We start from the raw sequence: 19421 nt of genomic DNA, 5'->3' as shown, positions 1-19421 counted from the left end.
GAACTCGATGAGAATCAACACCTGCATTGTGGTGGCATTGTTCGCGACCGTTCTCTGCACCCCGACGGCCACCGCGCAACAAGCTCTGCGCGGCGTTGGCGAGGCCGTCCCAGGCAGCTACATCGTCGTTCTCAAGGACGGCGTCAGCGCGTCCCCGCAGGCGTTGGTGAGCAAGTACGAGGGCAGGCTCAAGCGGACCTATCGGGCGGCTCTGCACGGCTTCTCCGTGCGGGACATGACCGAGCGGCAGGCCAGGCGACTGGCCGCCGAACCCGCGGTCGACTACGTGCAACGCAACCTGATCATCTCCGGCAACGACACCCAGCCGAACGCGCCGTGGAATCTCGACAGGGTCGACCAGCGCGCTTTGCCGCTGGACCGCCAGTACACCTATCAGAACAACGCGGCGAGCGTGCGCGCGTACGTTGTCGACAGCGGCGTTCGAATTACGCACAACGAATTCGAAGGACGCGCGTCGCACGGATTCGACTTCGTCGACGACGACGCGGACGCCAGTGACTGCGCGGGTCACGGCACCCATGTCGCCGGCACGATCGCGGGCAGGACGTCCGGGGTCGCGAAGCGGGCGCAGGTCGTCAGCGTGCGGGTGCTCGGGTGTGACAACAGGGCCGACCAGGACAGCGTGGTCGCCGGCGTCGACTGGGTCACCGCCAACGGAGTGCGCCCCGCCGTGGTCAACATGAGTCTCGGCGGGCGGGGTCAGGACGACGCTCTCGAACGCGCGGTCACCCGGTCGATCGCGGCCGGCTTCACCTACGTGATCGCGGCGGGCAACGACGGCCGCGACGCCTGCGGCTACACGCCGGCGCGGCTGCCGGACGCGATCACGGTCGGAGCCACCGACGCCAACGACAACCGGTCCGTCTGGCCGCAGTGGGGCACGGCGTCGAACTGGGGCCGGTGCGTCGACGTCTGGGCTCCCGGCACGGACATCAGTTCGGCCTCGCACGCCAACAACTTCGGTCTCCGGCTCGACAGCGGCACGTCGATGGCGACGCCCGCGGTGGCCGGAGCGGCGGCGGTCTACCTGAGCACGCACCCCGGCGCGACGAACCGGCAGGTGCGGGATGCGCTCGTGAACGACGCGAGCACGAACATCCTGCGCGGGCTGCAGATCGGCTCGCCCAACAGGCTGCTGCGCATCGGGCAGTAGGGAACAGGAACCCGTTGCGCAGTCGTGGGAGTAGCGAGCGAGGGCCGCTACTCCCACTCCCACTTGATGCCGTGCACGGAGCCCGCCTGGGCTTCGTGCACGACCAGGTGCGCGGAGGCGGTGGTGCCGATCCAGAGGTCGCCCGTGTCCACGTCGGGTGCGCCCTTCTCGGACCGTGTGAAGCTGTGACAGCGCACGGGCACCGCGTCGGGGTGGAACTCGACCTCCAGCACGTAGTCGCGCAGGTTGCGGATGAACGTGCGGTCCGCCGACACGCTGTCCGCGCCGGGGTCGGCGATCATCCTGAGGTCGACGAGCGCGGTGTCCCCCGCCCGCAGCACCCGGTCGAGGATGACCTCGGCGACGAGCAGGTTGTGCTCGTCGTCCCTGCGCACCCGGCCCACCCGGCACGACTTCTCGGCGACGATGTCACCGGTGGAGAGGTCGGTGTCCTCCGCGACCTTCGCGACGAGGAGCCGGTCGACGCCGTCCTCGAACGCCTCGATCACCGAGCTGGTCCGCATCTCGACCTCACGCCGGTCGGGACCGATCACCACGACGTCGCGCAGGCTGATGTACTTCGCCGGGGACGCCAGCAGCCTGTCCACGCGGTTGATCGCACGACCGAGGTCGACCGCGGCCTCCTGCCAGATCCCCTCCAGCGCGGCGGCGCGCTCGACCCACCGCCCGCGCGGCCGCTTGTCGCCGAGGCTGCCGGTCAACGTTCCCGGCTCCAACCGAAGGATCTCTTCGAGAGCGGCGACCGCGGCGAGCGACTCAGGCCGTTCCGGACGGCTGCGCCCGCGCCGCCAGTAGCTCAGCGTCGACAGGCTCACCTGCACGCCGCGCAACTCCAGATGGTGCTGGATCCGCTCCAGACTGAGACCGCTGGCCTCCACGGCCTTCGTCAACTCCTCGGCGAATTCCTGCACGCCCGAATGCTACGGCCAGTGATCAAATCCGGCTCGTCCAGGCACGGCGAGTGCCCGAAAACGGTGTCGAAACAGTTTTGACAGTATTGAGAACTGAAGTTTCGAACCTGTTATCCGAAGCACAACCCGCGTTAGTTTCTTGGTGTTCCCCAGTTCATTCCCTGCCAGGAGGAACCCATGGCACTTCGGCGTCATGTCGCCATCGCGGCGGCATTGGGCATCGCTTCCACAGCGATGTGGACGCCCACCGCGATCGCTGAGGAAGCGGTGCTCCCCGGTGCGGGCGCACAGGCGGTCGAGGGCAGCTACATCGTGGTGCTGAAGGACGGAGCGCGCACCCCTGCCAGCGCGTTGGCGTCCCGCTACCAGGGCAATGTCAAGCACACCTACAGCACCGCGCTGAACGGGTTCTCGGTCACCGGAATGTCCGAACGGCAGGCGCGCAGGCTCGCCGCCGACCCGGACGTGCAATTCGTCGAGCGCAACACGGTCGCCACGATCCAGGCGACCCAGTCGAACCCGGTCTGGGGTCTCGACCGGATCGACCAGGCGAACCTGCCGCTCGACCAGAAGTACACGTACCCGAACACCGCGTCGAACGTGACCGCGTACGTTCTCGACACCGGAATCAGGAAAACGCATTCCGAATTCGAGGGCCGCGCTTCCGACGGTTACGACTTCATCGACAACGACGCCGTCGCACAGGACTGCCAGGGCCACGGCACGCACGTCGCCGGCACGGTCGCGGGCAAGACCTACGGCGTCGCGAAGAAGGCCAAGCTCGTCGGCGTGCGTGTGCTCGACTGCAACGGCAGCGGCGCGTGGGACGGCATCATCCGCGGCATCGACTGGGTGACGGCCAACGGCAAGAAGCCCGCCGTCGTCAACATGAGCCTCGGTGGCAGCGGCACGAACGCCTCGCTGGAGAACGCCGTCAAGCGCTCGATCAGCGCGGGCATCACCTACGTGCTGGCGGGCGGCAACAGCGGCCAGGACGCGTGCAACTTCACCCCGGCCCGCACGCCGGAGGCGATCACGGTCGGTGCGTCGGATCGCGCGGACAAGCGGTCGATCTGGTCGGCGGGCTCGTCGAACTACGGCAAGTGCCTCGACATCTGGGCACCGGGCAGCGACATCGTGAGCGCCTCGCACAGCAACGACACCGGCACGCGGTCCATGGGCGGCACGTCGATGGCCTCCCCGCACGTCGCCGGAGCGGCGGCGCTCTACCTGAGCGCGAACCCGTCCGCGACACCCGCCCAGGTGCGCAACGCCCTGGTCGGCGCGGCGACGCCGAACAAGCTGACCGACATCAAGACGGGTTCACCGAACCTGTTGCTGAAGGTCTAGGAACCTGCTGTCGCCGCCACCTGCAGCGGCGACGGCCATCCTGGGCGCCCTTGATGAGCAGGCCGAATGCGGCTCGGCCGAGCGCATCGTTTCGACTGGGGGCGCTTGCGGTGGGAGTGGGAGTAGCGGCTACTCCCACTCCCACCGCACTCCATAGATTCCGGGCTTCGAGTTCCGCACGTGGATGTGCGTCGACGCCGTCGTCCCGATCCACAGATCGTTCAGAGCGGTCTCCGGTTCGTGCAGCGAAGGCCTGGCGAACTGGAAACAGCGTGCCGGCACCGCGTCCGGGTGGAAGTCGATCTGCAGCGTGTAGTCGTTCACCGGGCGCAGGAACCGCCGGTCGCAGACCTCGCTGTCGGCGCCAGGTCTCATCCGGACCACGTAGTCGACGAGAGCCGTCTCTCCCGCTCTGAGCATCCGGTCGAAGAGGATCTCCGCGACGAGGAACCCCGTGGAGTCCTCGCTGCGCACTCTCCCCAGCCGGCACGGCGGCCCCGCCTCGATCGACGGCACGCCGAGGTCCGTGGCATCGGCCAGCTGGATCGCGAGGAACCTGTCGACGCCGTCCTCCAGCGCCTGGATCACGCCGGTGCAGTGGTTCGAGACCTCACGGCGGTCCGGCCCGATCACCTGCCGGTCCTGCACGCTCAGGTACGTCGTCGCCGTCGGCTGCAGCCGGTCGATCCGCGACATGACCTCACCGAGGTCGGTGGCCCGCGAGTCCCACATGTCCTCAAGGGACAGTGATTGGTCCACCCAGCGCCCACGTGGCCGCTTGTCACCCAGCCGGTCGGTCAGGAAGCCCTCACCGAGGTCGAGCAGTTCCTCCAGCGCGGCGACGACCTTCAGCGACTCGGGGCGTTCCGGCCGGCTGCGGCCGCGGCGCCAGTAGCTGAGCGTCGAGATGCTCACCTGCATGCCGCGAGCGGCGAGGTGGTGCTGGATGCGTTCGAGACTGAGACCGCTGTTGTCGACGGCTTTCGTCAGGGCCTCCGCGAAATCCACCACGGGGACACCGTACGGCCCCGCACCTTCCGCCAGTAGGCCCACACGGAGGGCAATGAGACAGCTGTCTCAATTGGCTCGTTCGCCCCGACGCCACACCGAGTGCGTCAACGGGACGCCCGGCCGGTACGCCAGATGCGTGATCGAGGGTGCGTCCAGCACGTGGAGATCAGCCCGCGCACCAGGCCTGATGACCCCGACGTCGGTGCGGCGCAACGCCTGCGCGCCTCCCGCCGTGGCCGCCCAGACCGCTTCCTCGACGCTCATCCGCATCTGCAGGACCGCTGTCGTCACGCAGAACGCCATCGACGAGGTGTACGACGAACCGGGGTTGCAGTTGCTGGCGAGCGCGACCGTCGCACCGGCGTCCAGCAGGGCGCGGGCGGGCGGCAGCGACTGGCGGGTCGACAGATCGCACGCCGGGAGCAGCGTGGCGACGGTGTCCGACGACGCCAGCGCGTCGATGTCGGCGGGCGACAAGTACGTGCAGTGGTCTACCGATGCGGCCCCGAGTTCCACGGCCAGCCGCACGCCGGGACCCTCGCCGAGCTGGTTGCCGTGGACGCGCAGGCCCAGGCCCTTCTCCTTGGCCGCGACGAGCACCGCCTTCGACTGGTCGTAGTCGAAGGCGCCTTTCTCGCAGAACACGTCCGCCCAGCGCACGAGGGGTGCGACGGCGTCGAGCATCTCGCCGCGGACCAGTTCGACGTACTCGTCCGCATCCGCGCCGGGCGGCACGAGGTGGGCGCCGAGGAACGTGACCTCGTCGGCGTGCTCGGCCGCGATGCGCGCCGACCGCACCTCGTCCTGAACGTTCAGGCCGTAGCCGGTCTTGGTCTCGACGAACGTCGTTCCCTGGCGGAGAGCTTCGGCGATGTGCTTGCGCACGACCGCGGCCAGCTCCTCGTCGGTCGCGGCACGGGTCGCGTCGACGGTGACGGCGATGCCGCCCGCGGTGTAGGGCTTGCCGGCCATGCGCGCGCCGAACTCGGCGGTCCGGTCGCCCGCGAAGACCAGGTGGGTGTGGCTGTCGACCCAGCCGGGCAGCACCGCGCGACCCTCGACGTCGACCCGTTCGTCGGCGGCGGGGGCGCTGTTCGCGTTTCCGACCCAGGCGATCTCCGAGCCGTCGATGACCAGCGCGTCGCCGCCGACCTCGGTGTTCGTGGTCAGCTCACCGATGCCGGTGATCAGCACGCTCATGCCCACAGCTCCTCGATCGCGTCCGTCAGCAGCCTGCCGACGTCTCCCAGAGTCTCGTGCACCCCGCCCGAGGCGACCACGCGGCCGCCGACGACCACTGTGTCCACATCGGACGCTGTCGCTGTCAGGAGAACCTGCTGCGGCAACGAACCCGCGGTGCGCGGCGTCGAGCAGCTGATCGCCACGAGGTCGCAGGGCGCACCCGGCTCGATGCGTCCCCCGGCCCAGCCCAGCGCGGAGTGGCGGGTGGCGGCGTCGAGCAGTTCGGCCGGCGAGAAGCGGCCGCGCTGACCGGTGCGGAGACGTTCGTTGTGCTCCAACGCGCGGGTTTCCAGCAGCGGGTCGATCACCGCGTGCTGGTCGCTTCCCAGCGACAACGGGCTGCCCGCGTCGGCCAGTTCACGGGCGGGGCCGATGCCGTCGGCCAGGTCCGCCTCGGTCGTCGGGCAGAAGCACGCGCCGGTCCCGGAGTCGCCCAGCAGTGCGATGTCCTCGGCCGTCAGGTGCGTGGCGTGCACGGCCGTGGTGCGGGGTGACAACGCGCCGGCCTCGTGCAGGAGTCCGGTCGGCGTGAGGCCGTAGGCAGCCAGGCAGGCCTCGTTCTCGGCGGGCTGCTCGGAGAGGTGGACGTGCAACGGGGCGTCCGGGAACGCCTGCGCCACCACGGAAAGCTCGGCTCGCGGGACGGCGCGCACCGAGTGGATCGCCGCACCGACACGCATCACGTCGTCGGCCTTCAGCTCGCTGACCCTGGACGCCCACGCCTCGGCGGTGCCGTCGGAGAAGCGTTGCTGCACCTCGTTGACGGGCTGGTCGATGCCACCCGCGAGATAGCAGGTGTCGAGCAACGTGAGGCGGATGCCCGCGTCCTTGGCCGCTTCACGCAGCGCGTACCCGAACTCGTTCGACCTGTCGTGGACGTAGTGGAACTCGCCCACGGCCGTCACACCCGCGAGCGCCATCTCGCCGTAGACCGCGCGGGCAAGGCGGTAGTACGACTGCGGGGTCAGCTTCGACGCCAGCGCGTACATGCCTTCGCGCCACGTCCAGAACGTGCCGCCGCCGTCGTGCGTGCGCCCCCTCAACGCCCGATGGAACGCGTGCGAATGGGCGTTCGCGAAGCCCGGCACGACAACGCCGTGCAGGCGGCGAACACCCAGCGGAATCGTGTCCACTGTGGACACGTTCGCGATCACGCCGTTCTCGACCCTGATCAGGACGCGGTCGGCGAGCCCGGCGGGCAACCAGGCTCGCTCGCACCAGAAGTTCATGAACCGAGGTGTTCGATGGTCGCGGCCAGCGCCTTGACGCCCTCGTCGACGTCGGCCTGCTCGGCGAACTCCTCCGGCGCGTGACTGACGCCGGTGGGGTTGCGCACGAACAACATCGCGGTCGGCACGTGCGCGGCGAGGATGCCCGCGTCGTGACCCGCACCGGTCGGCAGCGCCGGAACGCCGCCGAGCGCACCCGCGATGTCGTCCCGCAGCCCGCTGTCGAAGTACACCGTGTCGCCGTACGACTCCTCGGTGATCCTCAACTCGCAGCCTTCCTCCTTGGCGGCCTGGTGAGCCGCCTCGGAGATCTCCGCGACCATCGCACGGGTGCGCGCGTCGTCGCTGTCCCGCGCGTCCAGCCAGACGTCCACAGTGGACGCGATGACGTTGGTGCCACCGGGGTTGGGGACGAGCCTTCCCACGGTGGCACGCCCGCCACCCCTGGCCGCCTTCCTGGCGGCGAGGACGAGTTGTGATGCCGGGAGCATCGGGTCACGGCGGTCTTCGATCAGCGTCGCGCCGGCGTGGTTGCCCTCGCCGGAGAACGTGAAGCGCCACCGGCCGTGCGCGAGGATGCTGCTCGCCACGCCGACCGGAACCGTGAGGCCGCGGCCCTGTTCGACGTGCAGCTCGACGAACTGACCGATGCGCTTGAGCGCTCGTTCGTCGCGGCCGGCCAGATCGGGGTCGTACCCGGCCGCCTTCATGGCCTCGGCCAGCGTGATGCCGTCCGGGTCCTTGAGCGCCAACGCCTTCTCCGGGGAGATGGCGCCGGTCAGCAGCCGCGAGCCGAGGCACGCGACACCGAACCGGCCGCCCTCCTCCTCGGCGAAGACCGTGATCGCGAACGGCCGCGCGGGCTTGAACCCCTTGGCCTGCAGGAGATCCACGGCCTCCAGAGCCGACGTCACCCCCAGCGGGCCGTCGAACGCGCCGCCACCGGGAACCGAGTCCAGGTGGCTGCCGGTGATGAGCGCGTTGTCGCCGCGCTCGCCCCACCACGCCCAGAGGTTGCCGTTCTGGTCGGTCTCGACGTTGAGGCCGCGCTTGACGGCCTGCTCGACGAACCAGTGCCGCAGTTCGAGTTCGGGCTTGTCGTATCCGTGGCGCGAGTAGCCGCCGCGCTTCAGGTCCTTGCCGACGTCCGCGATCTGGTCGAGCATCAGCCCTCCATCGGAATGCGTACACCCTTGTCGGCGGCCACGGTCTTGGCCTCGTCGTACCCGGCGTCCACGTGCCGGATGACACCCATGCCGGGGTCGTTGGTCAGCACGCGCTCGATCTTCTGCGCCGCCAGCGGAGTGCCGTCCGCGACCGTCACCTGGCCGGCGTGGATCGAACGGCCGATGCCGACGCCGCCGCCGTGGTGGATCGACACCCAGGTGGCGCCGGAAGCCGTGTTGACCAGCGCGTTGAGCAGCGGCCAGTCCGCGATCGCGTCGGAACCGTCGGCCATCGACTCGGTCTCGCGGTACGGGGAGGCCACCGAGCCGCAGTCGAGGTGGTCGCGGCCGATGACGATCGGCGCGGACAGCTCGCCGGACGCCACCATCTCGTTGAACTTGAGGCCGGCCAGGTGCCGTTCGCCGTAGCCGAGCCAGCAGATGCGGGCGGGCAGGCCCTGGAACTCGACGCGCTCACCGGCCATCTTGATCCACCGGTGCAGCTGCTCGTTGTCCGGGAACAGCTCCAGGATCGCGGCGTCGGTCTTGGCGATGTCGGCGGGGTCGCCGGACAGCGCGGCCCAGCGGAACGGGCCCTTGCCCTCGCAGAACAACGGGCGGATGTAGGCGGGCACGAAGCCGGGGAACGCGAACGCGCGCTCGTAGCCGCCGAGCTGCGCCTCGCCGCGGATCGAGTTGCCGTAGTCGAACACCTCGGCGCCGCGGTCCATGAACCCGACCATGGCCTCGACGTGCGTGGCCATCGACTTGCGGGCGCGCTCGGTGAACTCCTCGGGCTTCGCGGCGGCGTAGTCCTGCCACTCCTCCAGCGAGACCCCGACAGGCAGGTACGCCAACGGGTCGTGCGCCGACGTCTGGTCCGTCACGATGTCGATCGCGACCTCGCGGCGTAGCAGCTCGGGCAGGATCTCGGCCGCATTGCCCACGACGCCAACGGAAACGGCCTCACCGGCGGCCTTGGCGACGAGCACGCGCTCGATCGCCGAGTCCAGGTCGTCCGCGAGCTCGTCGAGGTAGCGGGTCTCCAGGCGACGCTGCGCGCGGTGCGGGTCGACCTCGATGCACAGCGCGACGCCCTCGTTCATCGTCACGGCGAGCGGCTGCGCGCCACCCATGCCACCGAGGCCCGCGGTGACCGTCAGGGTGCCCCTGAGCGTGCCGTTGAAGCGCTTGGTGGCGACGGCGGCGAACGTCTCGAAGGTGCCCTGCAGGATGCCCTGGGTGCCGATGTAGATCCACGAACCGGCGGTCATCTGCCCGTACATCGTGAGGCCCTCGGCCTCCAGGCGGCGGAACTCGGGCCAGTTCGCCCAGTCCGGCACGAGGTTCGAGTTCGCGATGAGCACGCGCGGCGCCCACTCGTTCGTGCGCATGACACCGACCGGACGACCGGACTGCACGAGCAGCGTCTCGTCGGCTTCCAGGTTCTTGAGCTCGCGGGTGATGGCGTCGAACGACGGCCAGTCGCGCGCGGCCTTGCCGGTGCCGCCGTAGACGACGAGGTCCTCGGGACGCTCGGCGACGTCCGGGTCGAGGTTGTTGTGGAACATCCGCAGCGCGGCCTCGGTGGACCAGTTCTTCGCGGTCAGCTCGGTGCCGCGGTCAGCGCGTACGACCATCACAGGTCTCCACTTCGAATCAGGGCCTCGGCGGCGGCGATCTCGGGGGCGAGGTGGCGGTCCGGGCCGGGGCCAAGGACGGTCTCGCGCAACTTCGCCACGGCGGCGGCCGTCGCGGGGGCGGGCTTGAGGGGCGCGCGCAGGTCGAGAGCCCGTGCGGCGGTGAGCAGTTCGATGGCCAGCACGGTCGTGAGGCCGTCCACGGCCTTGCGCAGCTTGCGGGCGGCGGACCAGCCCATCGACACGTGGTCTTCTTGCATCGCCGAGGAAGGGATCGAGTCGACCGAGGCCGGTACGGCCAGGCGCTTGAGCTCGGACACGATCGCCGCCTGGGTGTACTGGGCGATCATGTGGCCGGAGTCGACGCCGGGGTCGTCGGCGAGGAACGGCGGCAGGCCGTGCGACCGCGAGACGTCGAGCATGCGGTCGGTGCGGCGCTCGGCGATGGAGGCCACGTCCGCGAGCGGGATGGCCAGGAAGTCCAGCACGTAGGCGACCGGGGCGCCGTGGAAGTTGCCGTTGGACTCGACGCGGCCGTCCGCCAGCACGACGGGGTTGTCGATCACGGACGACAGCTCGCGATCGGCCACCGTCGCCGCGTAGGCCACCGTGTCACGGGCCGCGCCGTGCACCTGCGGTGAGCAGCGCAGCGAGTAGGCGTCCTGCACGCGGGTGCAGTCCGGGCCGCGGTGCGAGGCGACGATCTCGGAGTTCTTGAGGAACGCGAGCATCCGCGCGGCGCTGACGTTCTGGCCGGGGTGCGGGCGCAGCGCGTGCAGTTCGGGTTCGAAGACGCGGTCGGTGCCCAGCAGGGCCTCGACGCTCATCGCGGCGGTGAGGTCCGCGATGTCCAGCAGCCTGGTGAAGTCGGCGATCGCCAGCGACAGCATGCCGAGCATGCCGTCGGTGCCGTTGATCAGCGCGAGGCCTTCCTTCTCGGCCAGCTGCACCGGTTTGATACCGGCTTCTTCCAGCGCTTCCGCGGCGGGAACGAGCTCGTCGCGGGAGTTGCGGACCATGCCCTCGCCCATCAACGCGAGCGCGCTGGCCGACAACGGCGCGAGGTCGCCGGAGCAGCCCAGCGAGCCGTACTCGTGCACGATCGGGGTGATGCCGGCGTTCAGCATTCCCGCCATGGCGTCCACAGTGGACAGCCGGACGCCGGTGTGGCCGGTCGAGAGCGTGCGCAGCCGCAGCAGCATCAACGCCCGCACGACCTCCCGCTCGACTTCTGGACCGGAACCGGCGGCGTGCGAGCGGATCAGCGACCGCTGCAGCTGGGCACGGCGGTCCGGCGGGATGTGCCGGACGGCGAGCGCGCCGAACCCGGTCGAGACGCCGTAGGTGGGGCGTTCGGCCGTGGCGAGCTGTTCGATGTGGCCACGGGCGGCGTTGACCGCCTCACGGGCCGCCGCGGTGATCTCCACCGGGGCGCCGTCGCGGGCGACGGCATGAACGTCCTCGAGGGTCAGAGGCTTCGGACCCAGCTCCACCGGTTGCTGCATGGAGACATCACAGCGCTCCGGGGCCGAGTCAGCGACCCCGGAGCGCCCGATGGTGTCTGGAACCCCAGACGGGCTACTTCTTGCGGATCCAGCCGGTGTCGAAGTTCGAGGCGATCTCGACGTCGTTGAGCACTGCGACGATCTCGTCGACCGGTTTGTCAGCGGGGTGGGTGGTCGCGGTGATCCAGAGGTCGCCCTCCTGCACCGTCACGGTCCCACCGCCCACGACGACCCCCTGCTTGCCGCGCACCGTCACCGGGGTGGTCTCCGCGCCGCCGTACTCCGGCTTGCGCTTGCTGACCGTCACCTCGACGGGACCACGACCGGGGGTGGTCCCGGCACTCCAGTCGCCAGGACTCGTCCCGCTGAACGCGGCCGCCTGCTGGCCCTTCACCTTGAACGGCGCCTCGAAGGTCGCGTTCGAGTCCGCGCGCACGGAGTCGGCGACGCGCAGTGCCGTCGCCTCCGGGTCACTCACCCGGTCCACCAGGACGACCAGCGTGTCCTGCGCCTTCCACTCCACGACCGCCCGGTCGCCGGATGCCTGCACCCGGGCCTTGAGCCCGCGCACCGTCACGTCCCGCCACTGGGCGAAGTCACCGGAATAACCATCGCCACTGAGCAGAGCGACGCTCGGCCCCCCGCCGTACCCGTCCGCGGGAGCGTCCGCCGGCACCCACGCTCGCGTGGTCCTGCCCTCGTGCACGAAGCGGAAGGTCTCGGCGAACCCGTCCGGCAGCCAGTGCGGCTGGTACTTGAGCGCCCCGGTCGCGTTGCCCGGTATGAGTGCGGCGGCGGCGTCGTTCGCGTTCGGCGGCGTGTACCTGTCGCTGGCGATGACGCCCGCGAAGATCAGGACGACGACCGCGGCCATGCCGGCCGTGGCGATCAGGAAGATGTTGTTCCGCTGCCTCTTCCGCTTGCGCCTCAGGGCGTTCAGCGTCGGCCCCGGATGCGGGGTGCGTTCGGCGAGCTGGCCGAGCGCATCCTTGATCAGCTGTTCGGTGTCGTTCACGACAGGCCCTCCCCTAGCCGCAACCCGACTCCTGCGGGCTCCGGCGTGTGGTCCAGGCGGAGTGTGGCCAGCGCACGCGAGATGTGGCTGCGCACGGTTCCCTCGGCACAACCGAGCATCTGTGCGATCTCCGAGTCCTCGTAGTTCTCGTAGTAGCGGAGCACGACGGCGGCCCGCTGTTTGCGGGGCAGCTTCGCGATCCGCTGCAACATTGCTTCCCGCTCGTCGTAGTGGTGCGTCTTGTCCGCGACGGGCGGGGTGACGGACTCCAGCGTCGTCATGCAGAGAGCGACGTCCTTGGCGGCCCTGCGCCTGCGCCACGAGAGGTACTCGTTGGTCACCATGCGCTTGACGTAGGCGTTGGGGAGGTCGACTGAACCGATGCGATCCCATTTCTGCTGCGCGCGCAGCAGGACTTCCTGGACCACGTCCTGGGCCAGGTGCGGGTCGCACGTGAGCACGGTGGCATAGCGCAGCAACGGGGTCACCTGTTCTGCCACGAAGTCATCGAAACTCGGTGTCAATCCCGACCCCCTTCAAAACCGTCACGCCCCTCCAACGCTCCCCGGGCGTGTTCTGTTGAGTGTGCCCTGATGTCGTAACGGTATGGGCTGCATCACGTGGGAAAATCACTGTTGTGGGCAGCAGCAGTGACGTTCCCGCGCTGCGGCGAGGGTTGGCGGTCCTCCGACTGCTGGCGGGCAGACCGGGGCCCGTCTCCGCGGCGTCGGTGGCGCGCGAGCTCAATCTGCCCAGGTCAACGACCTATCACCTGCTGTCGGAGCTGACCGAGGCCGGCTTCGCGACGCACTTTCCCGAGGAGAAGCGCTACGGCCTGGGGGTCGCCGCGTTCGAACTCGGCTCCGCGTACCTGCGGCACGACCCGCTGGAACGCCTGGCCCGCCCGTTGCTGCGCAAGCTCGCCGACCGGATGGAGAAGGTCGCGCACCTGGGCGTCCTGCACGGCGCCGAGGCTCTCTACCTCGTGCGCGAGCAGCCCCGGCAGCCGCAGTCGATCGTGTCCGACGTCGGCGTCCGGCTGCCCGCCCACCTGACCGCCTCCGGCCGCGCGATGCTGGCGCATCTGCCTCCAGCACAGGTCAGGGCACTGCTGCCGTCCGTGGCCGCGTTCGTCGACCGGACCGGCCGGGGCCCGCACAACCTGCCGGCGCTGCGCCGGTTGCTGACGCTCGAACGCCGCCAGGGCTGGTCGGTCGAGGACGGGTTCGTGACCGCCGGGTTCGCCTCGGTGGCCGCACCGGTGTTCGACCACGGCGAACGACCGATCGCGGCCATCACGCTGACGTTCCGGCATCTGTGCGACACGCCGTGCGGCGCTACCTGGCCTGATCTGGCCAAGGAGGTCCGCAAGGCGGCGGAGGAGCTGACGGTCCGGATCGGCGGGCACGCCGCAACTTCGTAGCCATGTACATAGTAGCCATGTACCGTATCTGCCATGAGCAGTGCGGGAGCGACGCCTGGGCACCTCGTGTGGCGTCTGGCGATGAAGTGGCGAACGGCCGTTGACCGCGCGTTGACGTCGCACGGCCTGACGCACGCCCAGTACGTGGTGCTGTCGTCTTTGGTCGCGCTGGACCGTCCGTCGCAACGAGAACTGGCCGACCACACCGGCCTCGAACCGCTGTACGTCTCGAAGCTGGCGCGCGCTTTGGAGGCTTCGGGCTTCATCGCGCGTACTCGCGACACTGTCGACACCCGAACCGTCCGGCTGACGCTGACCGACCGCGGCCACGAGGTCGTCGTGCCCGCCATCGCCGTCGTCGGCGCCCTGCTGGACCGCCTGCTGGAACCCCTGGGCGGCCGCTCCGGCGACCGCGCCGAGGCGCTCTCCCACGAGCTGACGGCACTGCTCGACGTCCCACTCGACTAGGGAGCCTTCCGATGCCCGTCGTCTCCGTCCTCGACTCGACCATGCACTACGCATCGTCCGGCAACGCGCCGTTCGTGTTCCTGCACGGCAATCCCGCCTCGTCGCACATCTGGCGGAACGTCTTACCCGAGCTGGGAGGGCTCGCCCCGGACCTCATCGGCATGGGCCGTTCCGGCAAGCCGCCCCTCGACTACTCGTTCGCCGACCACGCGCGCTACCTGGACGCGTGGTTCGACGCGCTGGACCTGGACCGCGTGGTCCTGGTCGGCCACGACTGGGGCGGCGCGCTGGCGTTCGACTGGGCGGCCCGGCACCCTTCGCGCGTCGCGGGCATCGCCTTCTTCGAGACGATGGTGAAGCCCCTGAAGAACAGCGAACTCCAGCCGGCCGCGCAGGAACGGATGCGCAGGCTCCGCACCCCGGGACTGGCCGAGGAACTGGCGCTGGACCACGACACCATGGTGCGCCAGGCATTCACCGGCGGCGTGCGCACACCGGTCTCGGCGGAGGACCTGGCGGTGTACCTGGCGCCGTTCCCCGACCGGGAGAGCCGCCGCCCGGTGCTGGCGTGGGCGCAGCAGCTGCCGGTCGACGGCGAACCTCCCGCGCTCATCCCGCGGATGGAGGCCTACGGCGCGTGGCTGCGCGACTCTCCGGTGCCGAAGCTGTTGCTGACTTTCGAGAACGCGCCGACGTTGCTCATCGGGCCGGAGCTCGCAGCTTGGTGTCAGGAGAACATCGCCGCGCTGGACGTGGTCGCCTGTGGCGAGGCGGGGCATCACGCGCAGGAGGACCGGCCGAAGGAGATCGCGGCGGCGATCGCCGGTTGGGCGGAGCGCCACGACCTGCTTGCATGAGTGCATGGGGATAGCGCTCAAGATCGAGGAACTGGAGTTCGCTTCCGCGCCAGAGGAGGACCGGCGCGGCCTCTACGAGGTCCTGGCGACCTGGGTGGCCGAGGACTCGCCCAGCAAGAAGCGGCCACTCTACGAATCCTGCGTCGCCATGTGGGAGCTTCGCGACGACATCGGTTTCGAGGCGGCGCACTTCGCCGTCGCGAGAGAAGAAGGCAAGATCATCGGCTACGCCGAGGCGCGGGTCTCCGAGGCCGAGGCGAACGCCCACCTCGCCAGCGCCAACATCGTGGTGCTGCCTCAACACCGCCGTCGTGGCATCGGTACGGCGCTGCTCCGCGCGATGCGGTCGTTGTTGCGCGGACGCACCGTCATCGAGGCGTGGAGCGTGTACAAGGACAGCCCTGCTGAGCAGTTCGCCGCCGCCCGTGGATTCCGGGTCGTCACCACCATGACGAGGCAACGGCTGACTCTCGCCGACCCGCCCGAGATCGGCGAGGTTCCTGCGGGATACGAGCTGGTCACCTGGAAGGGCGCGGCGCCGGAGGAGTTCGTCGAGGCCTACGTCGAGGCACTCAACGGAATCAGGGACGCGCCACAGGCCGGCACGACGATCGACCTGACGCAGAACACCGTCGAGAGCATCCGACGGGAGGAGGCCACCGCCGTCGCGGTCTACTGGGTCGTGCTCCTGCTGCACGAGGGCGAGGCCGCCGGAGTCACGGTGGTGGAGCTGAACTCCGTGGTTCCGACCCTCGCCGAACAACTGCAGACGGTCGTGTTGCCGGCGCATCGCGGCAAAGGACTCGGCAGGCTGATCAAGGCACGCATGCTGCACAACTTGGCCGGCGTCGAGGAGATTCGCACGCGCACGAGCAGCGAGAACGAGCACATGCTTCGCGTGAATCATTCACTCGGCTACGAGGACACCTTCATCTACATGGCCGTGCAAGCGAGAACCGCTGACCTGCAGCCGTAGGACTGCGGGTCAGCGGTTCTCAGATGTGGATCAGATGCCCGCCGAGGCGAGCCACTCCTTGGCGACCTTCTCCGGCTCCGGCTTGTCCGGCGACGACAGCTTCTGGTTCAGCTCCAGCAGCGTCTTCGTGTCGAGCTTCTTCGCGATGGCGTTGAGGGTGTCGCGGACCTGCTGCGACGCCTTCTTCTCGTTGATGAGCGGCAACACGTTCTGCGCGGCGAAGACGTTCTTCGGGTCTTCCAGCACCACGAACTCGTTGGCCTTGATGGCCGCGTCCGTCGTGAACAGGTCGGCCGCCTGCACCGTGTTGTCCTTCAGGCCGGCGACGGTCAGCGGGCCGCCGACGTCGAGGGCCTTGAACTCCTTGAACTCACAGGCGTACTTGGCCTTGAGGCCGGGCAGGCCGTCCGGGCGGTTCTGGAACTCCGGCGGGCCGCCGAAGACCAGGTCCTTGCAGTACGGCACGAGGTCGTCGAGCGACTTCAGGCTGTACTGGGCCGCGATCTGCTTGGTGACGACGACCGCGTCCTTGTCCTCGGCCGAGGACTTGTCGAGCACGATCAGGCCCGCCGGCAGCGACTTCTTCAGCGCCGCGTAGACCTCGTCCGAGCCGACCTCGGGGGCTTCCTTGTTGACGTGCTTGAGAAGCACGCCGGTGTACTCGGGGATCAGGTCGATCGAGCCGTCCTGCACGCCCTTGAAGTACAGCTCCCGGTTGCCGATGTTCGGCTTCTTCGAGACCTTGACGCCCTTGGCGGACAACGCTTCCGCGTAGATCTCCGAGAGCAGTCGCGACTCCGGGAAGTTCGCGGAGCCCACGACGATGGTGTCCGTCGGGGCCGGGTCGGTCTTCCCGTCTCCGGTCAGCGGATCGCCACCGCACGCAGACAGAAGCATGACCGCAGCGACGGCTGTCGCGATGCGCTTCATCTCTTTCCTCCGGTTCCCACTGGACGCAGCCCTGGCGAGACCGTCAGCCGTTGCAGGCCGGCGAACCCCAGGTCGACGAGAACGGCGAGCAGTGCCACGAGCACCGCGCCTGCGAGCATCTGTCCGAACTCCTGCAGGGCGAGGCCGTCGAAGACGAGCCTGCCCAGTCCACCGGCGCCCGTGTAGGCGGCGATGGTGGCGGTCGCGACCACTTGCAGCGCGGCGCCGCGGAAACCGCCGTAGATCAACGGAAGCGCGTTCGGGATCTCCACCTGGAGCAGCACACCCGACTCGCGCATGCCGACGCCCCGTGCGGCGTCGACGGTCACCGGGTCGACCGCGCGGACGCCCGCGTACGTGCCCGCCATGATCGGCGGGATCGCGAGCAGCACCAGCGCGACGTACACCGGGAAGTCACCGAGACCCGCCCACAACACGACGAGGATCAGCACCGCCGTGGTCGGCAACGCCCGCAGAGCGTTGGAGAGTCCGACGATCACGAACCCGCCCTTGCCGGTGTGACCGACGAACGCGCCCAGCGGGATCGCGATGACCGCGGCGATCAGCAACGTCAGCAACGTGTAGCCGAGATGTTCGGCCAACCGCACCGGAATCCCGGTCGTGCCGGACCAGTGCGCGGGATCGAAGAGCCAGCCACCCATTCAGCTCACCTCCCCGCCCGTGCCCACGGCGTGAGCAGCCGTCCGATCAGCAACAGCAAGGCGTCCGCGAGCACCGCCAGCACGACCGTCCCGATGAGACCCGCGAGGACCTTCTCGGTGTGATCGGTCTGGTAGCCCTCGGTGAAGAGCTGGCCGTAGCCGCCGAGTCCGACGAGCGCGCCGACGCTCACCATGCTGATGTTCGACATGGTCGCGACCCGCAGGCCCGCGATCGTCACCGGCAACGCCAGCGGGAAGTCGACGGTGAGGAAACGGCGCAACGGCCGGAACCCCATCGCGTTCGCCGCGGCGACGACGTTGCCCGGCACCGCGGACAGCGCGTCCGCGACCGACCTGATCATCAGCGCGAGCGTGTAGACCGCCAGCGGCACGATGACGTTGATCTCGTCGAGGATCTTCACTCCGAGCAACACCGGCGTGATCACGATCAGCGCGATGGACGGAATCGTGAAGAGGATGTTGGCGAACGGGAAGAGGACCGCGCGCGCCGTCTGCGACCGGCTCGCCCACCACCCGAACGGGATGGCGAGCACGAAACCGATCAGCACCGGCACGACGGAGAGCCGCAGGTGCACCTCGGTGACTTCCCAGAACCTTTCCCAGTTCTCGAAAATCCAGGTCACTTCGGGACCTCACCCGCCGCGCGGGCCTTCGCGAGGGCCTTGATCACGTCGTCGGCCTTGACCACGCCGGTGACCGCGCCTGCGTCGTCGACGACCACGCCGAGCGCGGACGGCGAGCTGAGCGCCGCGTCGAGCGCGCCGCGCAACGTCGAGCCGTCGTACAGCGAACCACCGGAGATCAGGTCCTTCTCCGCGACCTCGAGCTCACCGTCCACACCGGACAGCCAGCCCTTCGGCCGGTTCGCCTCGTCCACGACGAGCGTCCAGTCGGTGACCGTGATGCGTTCGCCGAGCTTGGCCGTGGTGACGGGGTGCACGGGCACGTCCGCGTGCAGGAACGTGAGCGTGCGGTAGCCGCGGTCACGTCCCACGAACGAGGCCACGAAGTCGTTGGCGGGCGCGGCCAGCAGCTCGGTAGGCCGCGCGTACTGCGCGAGGTGCCCGCCCGTCTGGAACACCGCGACGCGTTCGCCGAGCTTCAGCGCCTCGTCGATGTCGTGCGTGACGAACACGATCGTCTTGTCGAGTTCCGCTTGCAGACGAAGGAGTTCGTTCTGCAGGTCCTCGCGCACGACCGGGTCGACGGCGCTGAACGGCTCGTCCATCAGCAGCACCGGCGGGTCCGCGGCGAGCGCGCGGGCGACACCCACGCGTTGCTGCTGGCCACCGGAGAGCTGGGCCGGGTAGCGCTTGCCGAAGTTGGCGTCGAGCCCGACGATCTCCAGCAGTTCGGCCGCACGCGTGCGCGCCTTGCGTTTGTCCCAACCGGACAGAAGAGGGACGGTCGCGATGTTGTCGAGCACGGTCCGATGCGGGAACAACCCCGCCTGCTGGATGACGTAGCCGATGCCACGCCGCAGCGTGGGCGGATCCACGGTGAGGACGTCCTTGCCGTCCACCAGGATCGTGCCCGACGTCGGGTCGATCATGCGGTTGACCATGCGAAGCGACGTCGTCTTGCCACAGCCGGAAGGACCGACGAACACCGTGATGGTGCCCGCCTCGACCGTGAGGTCGAGCTCGTCGACAGCGATGGTCCCGTCCTCGAACCGCTTGGTTACGGCCCGGAACTCGATCACCCTTCGGATCCCTCCGGTCGTGACGACCACCCCGATTGGGCCGCCCTGGATGTAGATCCCAAAGACCTTAACTCGTTCGGCGTACCCCGGCACAGCGTTCCACGATGTGACGGGCTGA

19 protein-coding genes are annotated in these 19421 nt (G+C 69.2%); 6 read left to right on the top strand and 13 right to left on the bottom strand.

All coding sequences use genetic code 11. The features are described 5' to 3' along the window. Nucleotides 1–7 precede the first annotated feature (7 nt). On the top strand, nt 8–1174 hold the full coding sequence (locus tag OG205_RS38025) for a S8 family peptidase (RefSeq protein WP_330272650.1): 1167 nt from the start codon (nt 8–10) through the stop codon (nt 1172–1174). 47 nt (nt 1175–1221) lie between these two features. Here OG205_RS38025 and OG205_RS38020 read toward each other — a convergent pair whose 3' ends face one another. Then, nucleotides 1222–2106, bottom strand: a complete 885-nt coding sequence (locus OG205_RS38020; RefSeq protein WP_330272649.1) for a hypothetical protein — start codon at nt 2104–2106, stop codon at nt 1222–1224. Nucleotides 2107–2283: 177 nt separating this feature from the next. Here OG205_RS38020 and OG205_RS38015 point away from each other — a divergent pair, with 177 nt between their 5' ends. Next, the gene (locus OG205_RS38015; RefSeq protein ID WP_330272648.1) at nt 2284–3456 is read left to right on the top strand and encodes a S8 family peptidase; all 1173 of its coding nucleotides are present in this window, start codon (nt 2284–2286) and stop codon (nt 3454–3456) included. Nucleotides 3457–3585: 129 nt separating this feature from the next. Here OG205_RS38015 and OG205_RS38010 read toward each other — a convergent pair whose 3' ends face one another. The 8 genes from OG205_RS38010 to OG205_RS37975 all read right to left on the bottom strand — a co-directional run bounded on the left by OG205_RS38010 (nt 3586) and on the right by OG205_RS37975 (nt 12788). Beyond that, the gene (locus OG205_RS38010; RefSeq protein WP_319975263.1) at nt 3586–4467 is read right to left on the bottom strand and encodes a hypothetical protein; all 882 of its coding nucleotides are present in this window, start codon (nt 4465–4467) and stop codon (nt 3586–3588) included. A 66-nt stretch (nt 4468–4533) separates the two neighbouring features. Then, a complete protein-coding gene (hutI, locus tag OG205_RS38005) occupies nt 4534–5667 on the bottom strand; it encodes an imidazolonepropionase (protein ID WP_330272647.1) in 1134 nt (377 codons plus the stop codon). Then, nucleotides 5664–6938 carry a formimidoylglutamate deiminase gene (locus OG205_RS38000; RefSeq protein ID WP_330272646.1) on the bottom strand — a complete coding sequence of 425 codons (1275 nt, stop codon included), beginning with the start codon at nt 6936–6938 and terminating at the stop codon, nt 5664–5666. The genes hutI and OG205_RS38000 overlap by 4 nt, the downstream gene beginning before the upstream one ends. Next, a complete protein-coding gene (locus tag OG205_RS37995) occupies nt 6935–8104 on the bottom strand; it encodes an allantoate amidohydrolase (protein WP_330272645.1) in 1170 nt (389 codons plus the stop codon). The genes OG205_RS38000 and OG205_RS37995 overlap by 4 nt, the downstream gene beginning before the upstream one ends. Beyond that, nucleotides 8104–9744, bottom strand: coding sequence for a urocanate hydratase (hutU, locus tag OG205_RS37990; protein WP_330272644.1), 1641 nt, complete (start codon nt 9742–9744; stop codon nt 8104–8106). The genes OG205_RS37995 and hutU overlap by 1 nt, the downstream gene beginning before the upstream one ends. After that, entirely contained in the window at nt 9744–11249 is a 1506-nt protein-coding gene (gene hutH / locus OG205_RS37985; protein ID WP_330272643.1) for a histidine ammonia-lyase, read from the bottom strand. The genes hutU and hutH overlap by 1 nt, the downstream gene beginning before the upstream one ends. 73 nt (nt 11250–11322) lie before the next feature. Further along, nucleotides 11323–12264: a hypothetical protein gene (locus tag OG205_RS37980; RefSeq protein WP_330272642.1), complete on the bottom strand. Its 942-nt coding sequence runs from the start codon at nt 12262–12264 to the stop codon at nt 11323–11325. Beyond that, nucleotides 12261–12788 carry a SigE family RNA polymerase sigma factor gene (locus tag OG205_RS37975; RefSeq protein WP_093592114.1) on the bottom strand — a complete coding sequence of 176 codons (528 nt, stop codon included), beginning with the start codon at nt 12786–12788 and terminating at the stop codon, nt 12261–12263. Before OG205_RS37975 ends, OG205_RS37980 begins: the two co-directional genes overlap by 4 nt. A 113-nt stretch (nt 12789–12901) precedes the next feature. Between OG205_RS37975 and OG205_RS37970 the strand changes: the two genes are divergently transcribed. From OG205_RS37970 to OG205_RS37955, 4 genes are read left to right on the top strand one after another with little or no spacing between them, the layout of a single operon-like run. Further along, nucleotides 12902–13687: an IclR family transcriptional regulator gene (locus tag OG205_RS37970; RefSeq protein WP_319975256.1), complete on the top strand. Its 786-nt coding sequence runs from the start codon at nt 12902–12904 to the stop codon at nt 13685–13687. A 33-nt stretch (nt 13688–13720) separates the two neighbouring features. Next, nucleotides 13721–14155 carry a MarR family winged helix-turn-helix transcriptional regulator gene (locus OG205_RS37965; RefSeq protein ID WP_330272641.1) on the top strand — a complete coding sequence of 145 codons (435 nt, stop codon included), beginning with the start codon at nt 13721–13723 and terminating at the stop codon, nt 14153–14155. A gap of 11 nt (nt 14156–14166) precedes the next feature. Then, nucleotides 14167–15012: a haloalkane dehalogenase gene (locus OG205_RS37960; RefSeq protein WP_330272640.1), complete on the top strand. Its 846-nt coding sequence runs from the start codon at nt 14167–14169 to the stop codon at nt 15010–15012. Nucleotides 15013–15016: 4 nt separating this feature from the next. Then, nucleotides 15017–15988 (top strand): GNAT family N-acetyltransferase, encoded by a 972-nt coding sequence (locus OG205_RS37955; protein WP_330272639.1) that lies wholly within the window; start codon nt 15017–15019, stop codon nt 15986–15988. 30 nt (nt 15989–16018) lie between these two features. Here the strand turns inward: OG205_RS37955 and OG205_RS37950 are convergent, their stop codons facing one another. The 4 genes from OG205_RS37950 to OG205_RS37935 are packed head-to-tail and all read right to left on the bottom strand — an operon-like array spanning nt 16019 to nt 19303. After that, a complete protein-coding gene (locus tag OG205_RS37950; RefSeq protein ID WP_330272638.1) occupies nt 16019–16885 on the bottom strand; it encodes an ABC transporter substrate-binding protein in 867 nt (288 codons plus the stop codon). Between the two features lie 29 nt (nt 16886–16914). Continuing rightward, on the bottom strand, nt 16915–17580 hold the full coding sequence (locus OG205_RS37945; protein ID WP_093592096.1) for an ABC transporter permease: 666 nt from the start codon (nt 17578–17580) through the stop codon (nt 16915–16917). Between the two features lie 5 nt (nt 17581–17585). Continuing rightward, nucleotides 17586–18224: an ABC transporter permease gene (locus OG205_RS37940; RefSeq protein ID WP_330272637.1), complete on the bottom strand. Its 639-nt coding sequence runs from the start codon at nt 18222–18224 to the stop codon at nt 17586–17588. Continuing rightward, nucleotides 18221–19303 carry an ABC transporter ATP-binding protein gene (locus OG205_RS37935; protein ID WP_330272636.1) on the bottom strand — a complete coding sequence of 361 codons (1083 nt, stop codon included), beginning with the start codon at nt 19301–19303 and terminating at the stop codon, nt 18221–18223. The genes OG205_RS37940 and OG205_RS37935 overlap by 4 nt, the downstream gene beginning before the upstream one ends. Nucleotides 19304–19421: the final 118 nt, after the last annotated feature.

The organism is Lentzea sp. NBC_00516 (assembly GCF_036346835.1).
GTDB lineage: Bacteria > Actinomycetota > Actinomycetes > Mycobacteriales > Pseudonocardiaceae > Lentzea > Lentzea sokolovensis.
This window is presented reverse-complemented; position numbering and strand designations above follow the sequence as displayed.